At 70.7% G+C, this 11,882-nt stretch carries 5 protein-coding genes; 4 read left to right on the top strand and 1 reads right to left on the bottom strand.

What is annotated here, in order from left to right:
• Window positions 1–178: 178 nt before the first annotated feature.
• Window positions 179–841: an endonuclease NucS gene (gene nucS, locus ACIBG4_RS27695; RefSeq protein WP_310710599.1), complete on the bottom strand. Its 663-nt coding sequence runs from the start codon at window positions 839–841 to the stop codon at window positions 179–181.
• 92 nt (window positions 842–933) lie between these two features.
• On the opposite strand from nucS, the gene ACIBG4_RS27690 reads away from it, so the two are divergent.
• From ACIBG4_RS27690 to ACIBG4_RS27675, 4 genes are all read left to right on the top strand, one after another.
• Window positions 934–1,227 (top strand): ATP/GTP-binding protein, encoded by a 294-nt coding sequence (locus ACIBG4_RS27690; protein WP_397204295.1) that lies wholly within the window; start codon window positions 934–936, stop codon window positions 1,225–1,227.
• A 74-nt stretch (window positions 1,228–1,301) separates the two neighbouring features.
• On the top strand, window positions 1,302–2,006 hold the full coding sequence (locus ACIBG4_RS27685; protein WP_310710601.1) for an alpha/beta fold hydrolase: 705 nt from the start codon (window positions 1,302–1,304) through the stop codon (window positions 2,004–2,006).
• Between the two features lie 204 nt (window positions 2,007–2,210).
• Window positions 2,211–5,483 carry a LamG-like jellyroll fold domain-containing protein gene (locus tag ACIBG4_RS27680; RefSeq protein ID WP_397204294.1) on the top strand — a complete coding sequence of 1,091 codons (3,273 nt, stop codon included), beginning with the start codon at window positions 2,211–2,213 and terminating at the stop codon, window positions 5,481–5,483.
• A gap of 97 nt (window positions 5,484–5,580) precedes the next feature.
• Window positions 5,581–11,841: an RHS repeat domain-containing protein gene (locus ACIBG4_RS27675; protein WP_397204293.1), complete on the top strand. Its 6,261-nt coding sequence runs from the start codon at window positions 5,581–5,583 to the stop codon at window positions 11,839–11,841.
• Window positions 11,842–11,882 lie beyond the last annotated feature (41 nt).

Genomic DNA, 11,882 nt, shown 5'->3' with positions numbered 1-11,882 from the left:
ATCCGCTTTGGGAAAGGGCGCGGAGTTTACCTCTTACGTCGGCCGACCAAGAACGTGACAATCCTGATCGGCCGCTCAAGCTCCCTCGGGCCTGCAGGCGGACGAGGTGAGGTTCATGCCGGGCAGCGCGAAACGCCGACTGCCCACCCACCGCCTGCGCGTTCTGATGGGGGGAGCGTCAGAAGAGGGTGGGGTTCTCCGGCTCGATGCCGCGCAGCGCGGCGTAGTCGAGGGTGACGCAGTCGATGCCCCGGTCGGCGGCCAGCACGCGCGCCTGCGGCTTGATCTCCTGGGCGGCGAACACGCCGCGCACCGGCGCGAGCAGCGGATCGCGGTTGAGCAGCTCCAGGTAGCGGGTGAGCTGCTCGACGCCGTCGATCTCGCCGCGCCGCTTGATCTCGACCGCCACGGTCGCGCCGCCCGCGTCACGGCACAGGATGTCGACGGGGCCGATCGCCGTCATGTACTCGCGGCGGATGAGCGAGTAGCCGTCGCCGAGCGTCGTGATGTGCTCGGCCAGCAGCTCCTGCAGATGCGCCTCGACGCCGTCCTTGATCAGGCCCGGGTCGACGCCCAGCTCGTGGCTGGAGTCGTGCAGGATCTCCTCCATGGTCAGCACCAGCTTCTCGCCGGTCTTGCCGTGGGTGACCGTCCAGGTGCCGCCGTCCTCCTTGAGCTTGCACGGCGGGTTCATCCAGTTGAGAGGCTTGAAGGCACGGTCGTCGGCGTGGATGGACACGCTGCCGTCCGCCTTGATGAGAACGAGCCGGGGAGCCATCGGCAGGTGCGCCGTGAGCCGTCCGATGTAATCCACGCTGCATCGCGCGATGACCAACCGCATGACGGTCCACCTTAGCGGCTCTGGAAAACTGGACGCATGGCGTTCGACAGCGTGGGAGCGACGGCACTCCCCATCTGGGTGGCCGGGATGACATGAGCCCGCGCAGAGCCCGCCGCAGGGAGCCCCCGCCCCGCCCTGCCGGCTTCCCCCGGGGCACGGACCGCGTCGAGGAATGGCCCGACGGCGAGTGGAAGGTGCGCATGCTCACCGGCGCGTCGTCCGGCAAGAGCTACCGTTGTCCGGGCTGCGACCAGGAGATCCCCAGTGCCAAGCCGCACGTGGTGAGCTGGCCGAACTGGCCCGGCGGCGACGAGGAGCGGCGACACTGGCACACGGCGTGCTGGCGCAAGCGGCTCGACCGCGGTCCGGGCCGCAGCCGCTACTGACCCCTCACCCCTCCTCCCGCAGACGAACCACAGGCGCACGAACGACAGGCGCACGAACTCTCGAAGGGACCGAAGTGGAGATCCGCGCGGGCACCGAGCTGCCGGCCAGGCGTGAGCCGATCGAGCTGCACACCGGCGACGGCCTGACCCTCGTGGGGGAGCTGGCCCAGCCCCTCGACCGACCCCCGGTGGCCACGCTGGTCACCCTGCACCCGCTGCCCACCCATGGCGGCTTCATGGACAGCCACGTCTTCAAGAAGGCGGCCAACCGGCTGCCCGCGCTCGCCGACCTGGCGGTGCTGCGCTTCAACACGCGCGGGACGTCCTCCGAGCGCGGCACCTCACAGGGGGACTTCGACGGCGGCGAGGGCGAGCGCTTCGACGTGGCCGCCGCCCTGGAGTACGCCGAGTACCACGACCTGCCCCGCGTGTGGGTGCTCGGCTGGTCGTTCGGCACGGAGCTGGCGCTGAAGTGGGCGCACGACCCGCTGGTGGAGGGGGCGATCCTGCTCTCGCCGCCGCTGCACCGTGCCAAGGACGACGACCTCGACGCGTGGGCGCGCTTCGGCCGGCCGCTGACGGTGCTGGTGCCGGAGTTCGACGACTACCTGCGGCCGGAGGAGGCGCGGGAGCGGTTCGCGCGGGTGCCGCAGGCCGAGGTGATCGGGGTGGACGGGGCCAAGCACCTGTGGGTGGGGGAGCCGTACGTCCGGATCGTGCTGGACGAGATCGTCAAGCGGGTCAACCCGGCCGCGTACCCGCTGCCCACGCACGTCTGAGCGCACAGGCGGACGCGCCTGTGGAGATTTTCTTCACTCCAAAGATTGTTCTGATGAAATCTGTCAGAAGATCTGGACGAAAGCCACATCATGATTAACAATCCGAGCAACTGAAGATCGTGGAGGCGCCGGGCGGGCTGACCGCGCGGCGTCCCGCCTCGGCGCTTGCGAGGGCGGATGCGCGTTGGTCGTGGGCTCGTCGTGATGATATTGGCAGGGGCGGTCGCGGCGGCGCCCCTGGATGAACCGGCTTCGGCCGCCGCACTCCGACAACAGGTTCCCTCCCACGACACCCTCCGCGGGCCGGCCCCCGGGGGGACGGGCGCCGACCCGGCCGAGACCTCCGCGCTGGCGCTGGCCCGCCGCGACGGGAAGCGGGTCGAGGTCGAGTCGTTGCGCACGGAGACCCGCCAGGTCTTCGCCAAGCCCGACGGCACCTTCACCCTGGAGCAGTACGCCCGTCCGGTACGCGTCCGCAAGGCCGACGCCTGGGTCCCCGTGGACACCACGCTGCGCCTGCGCCCCGACGGCGCCGTGGAGCCGGTCGCCGCGGCGGCCGGTCTCCGGTTCTCCGGCGGCGGCCCCGGCCCGCTGGCCCGCCTGTCGCGCGGGGCCAAGGCCCTGGAGCTCGGCTGGCAGGGCACGCTCCCCAAGCCCACCCTCGACGGCGACACCGCCACCTACGCCGAGGTCATGCCGGGAGTGGACCTCCAGGTCACCGCGGACGTGGACGGCTTCTCGCACATCCTGGTGGTCAAGTCGCGTGAGGCGGCGGCGAGCCTGACCGACCTGACGTACCCGCTGGCCACCAGCGACCTGTCGCTGAAGGCGGACAAGGCGGGCAACCTGGAGGCCCTCGACGGCGGCGGCGGCACGGTGTTCATCGCGCCCACGCCGACGATGTGGGACTCCGAGGGCATCACCAGCCCGCAGGCGCTCAAGGAAGGCCGCTCCCCGGAGGCCAGGCAGGCCACGATGGGCGTGGAGCTGGCGGGCAGGCGGCTCCGGCTGAAGCCGGACAGGAAGATGCTGGCCGACCCCAAGACCCGCTTCCCCGTCTACCTGGACCCGTACTTCTCGGCCGCGCGCGGCTCGTGGACGGCGGTCTGGAGCAACTGGCCCAGCTCGAACTACCTGAACTCCAGCGACGTCGCCAGGGTCGGCCACGTCGAGTCGCAGAAGAACCGGTCCTTCTTCCAGATGTCGTCCGGGACGACGATCCACGGCAAGCAGATCATCAAGGCGACGCTGCGCACCTACGAGACGTGGTCGTACTCGTGCAGCGCCCGCAAGGTGGAGGCCTGGGGGACCGGCGCGATCAGCAAGAGCACCACCTGGAACAACCAGCCGTCGTGGACCAGGCTGCTCTCCACGGTGAACGTGGCCAAGGGCTGGGGCTCCTCCTGCCTGCCCGGCGGCGTGGAGTTCGACGTCACCTCCTGGGCCGCGGACGCCGCCGCCAAGAAGTGGAACTCCATGACCATCGGTCTGCGCGCCACCAGCGAGACCGACGTCTACGCCTGGAAGAAGTTCAAGAACAACCCGACCGTCGTCATCGAGTACAACTCCATCCCGTCCGACCCCGTGGCCGCCGACGCGTGGTCCGACCCGGGCGGCGCCTGTACCTCCGGCGAAGGGCGGCCGGTCATCCCCACCGCCACGCCGAAGCTGTGGGCCAAGCTGAAGGACGCCGACAACTCGGTCAAGGGCCGGTTCGAGTGGTACAACGCCGCCGGGACGAAGACCGGTGAGTACGTCACCGCGACCGGCTCGTCCGGAGGCGCCTACTACGCGACGATCCCGACGAGCCTGTACGCCGACGGCGCGCTCATCCGCTGGCGGGTCCGCGCCGAGGACGGCAAGGCCACCAGCGCCTGGAGTCCCTGGTGTGAGGCCACCGTGGACGCCACGGCCCCCGGCAGGGAGCCGGTCGTGACCTCGCCCGAGTACGCCGAGACCGGCTGGAGCGACGGCGTCGGCCTGGCGGGCACGTTCAGGTTCGAGCCCAACGGCGTGCCGGACGTGGCCGCGTACGTCTACGGACTCGACACCACGCCCAAGACCGAGGTCGCCCCGGGCGCCGACGGCACGGCCACGATCGCGCTCACCCCACGCCATGACGGGCCCAACGTCCTGTCGGTGCGCAGCAAGGACCGCGCCGGCCAGTCCGGCCCGATCCGCACGTACGTCTTCAACGTCAACTCGGGCCGGGCGCCCAGCGGCCACTGGGCGCTGGACGAGGGCCAGGGCACCGTGGCCGCCGACGCGGCCAACGCCCATCCCGCGACGCTGACCGGCGCGACGTGGACGACCGGCAAGACCGGGTCGGGGCTGCGCCTGGCCAGTGCGTACGCGCAGACCTCCAGCCCCGTCATCGACACGAGCCGCAACTTCACCGTCACCGCCTGGGCCCGCCTGACGGCCAACACCGCCACCGCCACCGTGCTCACCCAGGAAGGGGCGAGGACCGGCGGCTTCGCGCTCCAGTACTCCAAGCCCGACGACCGCTGGGCGCTGGCCCGCGCCGGAACGGACGCCGACGGCGCCGCGACGGTTCGCGCCCTCTCCGCGGCGGCCCCGAGGCTGAACGAGTGGACCCACCTGACCGGCGTCTACGACGCCGCGGCGGGCCAGATCTCGCTCTACGTCAACGGCAAGCTGGAGTCCACGGTCGCCTGGACGAAGCCGTGGAACGCCACCGGGCCGCTCACGATCGGCCGCGGCAAGGTCAACGGCGCCGCGGCGGAGTTCTGGCCGGGCGACGTGGACGAGGTCCGCGTCTACGGCCGGGCGATGTTCGCCGACGAGGTGGCCGACCTGGTCAACAGCGCCGCGACCCTGGTCGGGCACTGGGAGCTGGACGAGGAGACCGGCGTGACGGCCGCCGACTCCTCCGGCCGCGGCACGGCGGCGACCCTCGGCGGCGCCGCCTCCTGGACCGCCGGCTGGCTGGACGGCGCGCTGGCGCTCGACGGCGTCAACGGTTACGCCCAGGCCGCCGCTCCGGCCGTGAACACCAAGACCGGGTTCACGGTCGCGGTCTGGACGCAGCTCGACTACCTGCCGACCCGGGACACCTCCGCCGTCTCCCAGCCGGGCAGCCGGGCCGCGGGCTTCCAGCTCGGCTTCGACAAGGAGCAGAGCAGGTGGACGCTCGGCATGGCGGCCTCCGACGCCGACACCGCCGCGCTGGTGCGGGCCCGCTCGGACGCCGTCGCCGTGCCCCTGGAATGGACGCACGTGGCCGGCGTCTACGACGCCCTGCGGAGTGAGCTGCGCGTCTACGTCAACGGGCAGCTCACCACCACCAGTGTCACCAGCCACGCGAGCGCGTGGAACGCCGTCGGCGCCCTCCAGCTCGGCCGGACCAAGAGCGCGGGCGTCTTCACCGGCTACTGGCCCGGGACGATCGACGACGTACGCCTCTACGACGGACCCCTCAGCGTCGAGCAGATCGCCCAGCTCGCCGCCCAATGAACCCGCCGGGGGCCTCGACCGAGGCCCCCGGCCCCTTCCACGACCCCTCAGATCTCGCCGAATCCGCCCAATAACCCCCCTTACCGATTGGGTGATCATGGATACACCGTCCGAGTCAGATCTGTCCGAGTCCTACTGGAATCGTTTACAAGGCGCGATGCGCGAGTCGGCGTGGCCACGCCGGCTGGCGGCCGTGCTGTCCGTCATCGTCCTCGCACCCCTGGCGCCCGCCCAGCCCGCGAGCGCCGCGCCCCGCACGGCACCGGCGGTGCAGAAGGAGAAGCCCGTCACCGGCAAGCCCGTGCCGGTGCTCCCCGAGCTGGCCGACCCGACCGAGAAACAGGCGTGGAAGGCGCCGCCAGGCGTGACCTGGCCCAAGCCGCAGGCCGTCGAGCTGGGTGGCGCCGCCCAGCTCAAGGCCGCCGACTCGTCCTTCCCCGTACGGCTGGCCGAACCCGCGAGCGGCGACGCGAAGACGGCCAAGGCCGCCGAGGCCGGTCCGGTCCGGGTGGAGCTGCTCGACACCGCGCAGACCCAGCGCGCCGGCCTGCTCGGCGTCGCCCTCCGGGTCTCGCCCGGCCAGGGCGTCGCGGCCAAGGCCGGCAAGACCCGGCTCCAGTTCGACTACTCGGGCTTCCGCTACGCGTTCGGCGGCGACTACGGCTCCCGGCTGCGCATGGTCAAGCTGCCCGACTGCGCGCTGACGGCCACCACAGGAGCGAACTGCCCCCTGCCGGAGCCGGTGCCCTCCAAGAACGACACGAAGGCCGGCACGATCACCGCCGAGCTCGACACCCCCGCCCTGTACGCTGTGACGGCGGCGTCGTCGGGACCGGCGGGCGACCACGCCGCCACCTCCCTCGCCCCGTCGGCGAGCTGGAGCGTCGGAGCCCAGTCGGGTGACTTCAACTGGGACTACGACCTGCGAAGTCCACCGGCGCTGGGCGGCGACGAGCCTGAGCTGTCGATCGACTACTCCTCGCAGAGCGTGGACGGCCGCACCGCCTCCACCAACAACCAGACGTCCTGGGTCGGTGAGGGCTTCGAGCTGAACCCCAGCGGCTACGTCGAGCGCCGTTACAAGTCCTGCATGGTCGACGGCAAGAAGACCGGCGACCTGTGCTGGAGCGGGGAGAACGTCACCCTGTCGCTCGGCAACTCGGCCATCGAGCTGGTGAAGGACGCCACGACCAAGCAGTGGCGGCCCAAGCGCGACGACGGCACCCGCATCGAGTACCTCACCGGCGCCACCAACGGCGACAACAACGGCGAGTACTGGCGCGTCACCGGCGCCGACGGCACCCAGTACACCTTCGGCCTGAACCGCCTGCCCGGCTGGGCCACCGGCAAGCCGGAGACGAAGTCGGTGCAGACGGTTCCGGTGTTCGGCAACAACAGCGGGGAGCCCTGCTACAACAGCACCCCGGCCAACGCCTGGTGCCAGCAGGCGTACCGGTGGAACCTCGACTACGCGGTGGACACCCACGGCAACGCCACCACGTACTGGTACGCCCAGGAGAAGAACTACTACGGCCGTAACATGAAGCCCGAACTGGGCACCGTGTACGACCGCGCCGGGTACCTCACCCGCATCGACTACGGCTACCTGCAGAACGAGCTGTTCACCAAGGCTCCCGCCGCCCGCGTCGTCTTCGACGTGGCCGAGCGCTGCCTGCCCAGCGGCACGATCACCTGCGCCGCCGACCAGCTCAAGAAGGAGACCGCGAGCTCCTGGCCGGACGTGCCGTTCGACCAGATCTGCGACTCCGGCGTGAAGTGCACCGACCGTCTGGCGCCGACGTTCTTCACGCGCAAGCGCCTGACCAAGGTCACCACGCAGATCGTCAACGCCTCGGGCCAGTACACCCCGGTGGACTCCTGGACGCTGACACACCAGTTCCCCGCCTCCGGCGACGGCATGAGCCCGGCGCTGTGGCTGGCGTCGATCCAGCAGAGCGGCCACGTGGGCGGCACGATCACGCTGCCCAAGGTAACGTTCACCGGCGTCCAGCTGCCCAACCGGGTGGACGCCAACGAGGGCCGCGCCCCGCTGGTCAAGTGGCGCGTGCAGGCCGTCAACAACGAGTCCGGCGGCGAGCTGCGCGTCAACTACTCCGCCGCCGACTGCAAGCCCGGCGACGTGCCCACCGCCGACAAGAACACCAGGCGCTGCTTCCCGCAGCGGTGGTCACCGCCGAACGAGGCCGAGGTCACCGACTGGTTCCACAAGTACGTGGTCACGCAGACGATGGAGGTGGACCGCGTCGGCGGCGCGCCGAACGTCGTCACCGACTACGAGTACCTCGACGGCGCCGCCTGGCACTACGCCGACAACGTCCTCGTCAAGGCCGAGCACCGCACGTGGGCCGACTTCCGGGGATACGGCCGCGTACGGGTGCGCCAGGGTGACGGGCAGGACGCCAAGCGCACGCTGACGGAGTTCCGGTACTTCCGCGGCATGCACGGCGACAAGCAGGCCGACGGCTCCAAGCGCAGCGCGCAGGTCACGGACACCGAGGGCGGCAAGCTCGACGACCTGGACCAGCTCGCCGGCTTCGAGCGGGAGGAGATCCTCTACGACGGCGACGGCGGGGCCATCCTGACCGCCACGCTGGAGGAGCCCTGGTCCCTCAAGACCGCCGAGTCCACGCAGGACGGCGTCACCAAGGCCGCGTACGTGGTCGAGCCCAAGTCCATGGTCACCCGTACCGCGCTGGAAGGGGGCAAGTGGCGGCGTACCGGCGAGGAGCGCGCGTACGACACCAAGGGCCTGCTCACCCAGGTGGAGGAGAAGGGCGACCTGGCCACGACGGACGACGACCAGTGCACCCGCTACACCTACGCCCGCAACGACACGAGCTGGATGCTCGACTACACCAGCCGGATCCAGAAGGTCGCCGCCGGCTGCGGCACCGCCGTGTCCAAGCTGGCCGCCGGTGAGATCATCTCCGACGAGAAGGTCCAGTACGACAACAAGGCGTACGGCCAGGCGCCGAGCAAGGGCGACGTGACCACGGTCGAGCACACCGTCTCCGGGGACGGCGCGACGATCGTCGAGAGCACCCACACCTACGACGCCTACGGCCGCGAGACCAGCGAGACCGACGCGGTGGGCACCAAGTCCACCACCACCTACGTCCCGGCGGCGGGTGCGCCCCCGACCGAGATCAAGGAGGTCAACCAGCTCGGCCACGTCGATCGCACGCTGCTCGAACCGGCCTGGGGAGAGCCGTACGCCGAGATCGACGCGAACAACCGCCGCACCGACATGGAGTACGACGCGCTCGGCCGCCTGATCAAGGTCTGGCAGCCCGACCGCAGCAAGGCGGCCGGGCAGTCGCCCAGCACCGAGTTCTCCTACACCATGCGCACCGACGGTCCGAGCGTCGTCACCACGAAGACGCTGAACGCGGACGGCACCTACAGCGCCAGCCACGAGCTGTACGACGGCCTGATGCGCAAGCGCCAGACCCAGGAGCCCGCGCCCCGCGACGACCAGACGCAGGACCCGGCGCTGCGTGACGGGCGCACGGTCACCGACACCCTCTACAACTCGCTGGGCGAGGCGGCCAAGTCCAACACCGGCTACTTCGCCACCGGGGCGCCCTCCACCGACCTGCTCGGCGTCGCCGACGCGGATGTGCCGAACCAGGTCGTGGTGACCTTCGACGGCAGCGGGGACGTCAACGCCCAGATCCTCAAGGCGAAGGGCCAGGAGAAGTACCGGGTCAGCACCACGCAGCAGGGCGACCGGATGCACGTGACGCCGCCGCCCGGAGGCACCGCCACGACCCGCATCGGCGACGCCGACGACCGGCTCATCGAGTTGCGCCAGTACAAGGGCGCCACCCCGACGGGCGAGTACGAGGCCACCAAGTACTCCTACGACCACGCCGGCCGCCTGTCCACGGTGACCGACCCGGCGGGCAACGTGTGGCGTCACCACTACGACATGCGCGGCCGCGAGATCAAGATGGAGGACCCGGACAAGGGCGTCACGACGATGACGTACAACGACGCCGACGAGTTGGTCACCACGACCGACGCGCGCGGCAAGACGTTGTACTACGTCTACGACGAGCTGGGCCGCAAGAAGGAGCTGCACGAGGGCTCCGCGAGCGGTCCGCTGCTGGCCGAGTGGCAGTACGACGCGCTGGCCAAGGGCCACATGAACGCCAGCGTCCGCTACGTGGGCGGGCAGGCGTACAAGGCCGAGATCAACGCCATCGACACCGACTACCGCCCGCTGCGCGAGACCGTCACCATCCCCGAGCGCGAGGGGAAGCTGGCCGGCTCGTACGTGCTCAACACCCGCTACACGATCGACGACCAGGTGCAGTCCGTCAGCTTCCCGGCCGTCGGCGGGCTGGAGGAGGAGTCGGTCGTCTACAGCTACGACGCGCTCAGCCAGCCGACCAAGGTCACCGGCCTGTCGACGTACGTGAACGCGACCCGCTACTCCAAGCTGGGCGAGACCCTGCAGTACGAGCTGGGCTCCGGGACGAAGAAGACCTGGCTGACCTACACCCACGACGAGGCGACCCGCAGGCTGTCCCGGATGCGGGTGGACAGGGAGGGCGCCCCGGCGACCGACCTGGACCTCAACTACAGCTACGACGCGATCGGCAACATCACCAAGATCGCCGACAAGGGCGCCAGTGGCCCCGACACGCAGTGCTTCACCTATGACCATCTGCGCCGGCTGACCTCGGCGTGGACGGCCAACGACGACTGCGCCAGCGGCACCCCGCAGTCGGACAAGATCGGCGGCGTGGCCCCGTACGCGGTCAGCTACGCCTACGACTCCACCGGCAACCGGCTCAAGGAGACCAAGCACGCCTTCGGCGGCGGGGGCGCGAGCACGCGTGACTACACCTACCCGGCCGCGGGCGGCAAGCAGCCGCACGCGCTGCAGACCGTCGGGCAGGACCTGTTCGAGTACGACGACGCCGGCAACACCACCAGGCGCAAGGTCGGCAACTCCGACCAGAGCCTGGTCTGGGACGCCGAGGGCAACCTGGAGTCGGTGACGGAGGCGGGCAAGACCACGTCCTTCGTGTACGACGCGGACGGCGACCGGCTGATCCGCAAGACGCCGACCGACTCCACGCTCTACATCGACGACATGGAGCTGCGCTTCGACTTCGCCAAGGACGCCGTCGAGCAGACCCGCTACTACACCATCGGCGGCGAGCCCATCGCGGTGCGCACGCCGGACAACCAGGTCTACTTCCTGGCCAACGACCACCAGGGCACCTCGCAGGCCGCGGTGAACGCCGCGACCGGTGAGCTGGCCGTACGGAGGACGACGCCGTTCGGCGAGAACCGGGGCTCGCCCCCGGCGTTCTGGCCGGGGCAGCGCGGGTTCGTGGGCGGCACGCAGGACGCCACCACCGGCCTGGTCCACCTCGGGGCCCGCGAGTACGACCCCAAGCTCGGGCGCTTCCTGTCGGTCGACCCGGTCATGGAGGAGCAGAACCCGCAGCAGCTCAACGCCTACGCCTACGCCAACAACAGCCCCGTCACCATGAGCGACCCCGACGGGCAGCTGTTCTGGGTCGTCGCCATCATCGTGGTGAGGGTCTCGGCGCAGATCATCGCCAGGAGGCTGGCGATGGCCGCCGCCAGGCGGGCCGCCATCGCGGCGGCGCGTGCGGCGGCCAGGCGGGCCGCCATCGCGGCGGCCAAGCGCCGCGCGCTGGCGGAGGCCAGGCGGAGAGCCGCGGCGGAGGCCAAGAAGCGGGCCTTGGAGGCGGCGAAGAAGAAGGCCGCGGCCGCGGCCAGGAAGAAGCTCCAGGAACAGGCCAAGAAGAGAGCGGCAGAGAGAGCCAGGAAGGCGGCGACGGCACGGGCGCAGCGGCGGGCCGCGGCCGCGGCGAGAAGAGAGGCAAGGAGAAAGGCCGCCGACGCGGCGGCGAAGCGCCGGGCCTCCGCGGCGGCCAGGACCCGCAACAGGCGCTCCGGCCACGTCCCCAGGGGAATCCAGCAGGCCCGGCAGCGTCCGGCGCAGCGGCCCACGAGTCACAGGGCGCAGCAGCGGCAGGCACCGCCCAGGGACAGCCGGCAGCCGATGCAGCCACGGCCGAGCCAGATCTACCGCAACGACGGCTCGACCCAGCCGACCCAGTCCTACACCGTCTACCGCGACGGCCGGATGTACCCCGACGGACCGCCGCCCGCGGCCCGGCCCGGCGGCTCCGGCCAGGGTGAGCGGCAGATCTTCAGACCGGAGAAGGTCGAACCGGAGAACACCAGGACGGGCACGATCGCCGAGACCGGCTTCAAGGTGACGCAATACATGGACAAGAGCGGTCTGGCCGACGCTCTCGACATCATCTTCGGAGGGTTGGGAGGCTGACCAGCCTGTGACAGGACGCCGGCGCGGGACCCTCGTGGTCC

This window comes from Nonomuraea sp. NPDC050383 (genome assembly GCF_044459125.1).
Taxonomy (GTDB): domain Bacteria; phylum Actinomycetota; class Actinomycetes; order Streptosporangiales; family Streptosporangiaceae; genus Nonomuraea.
Note: the sequence above shows the minus strand (reverse complement) of the source record. Positions and strands in the feature narration are given on the sequence as shown.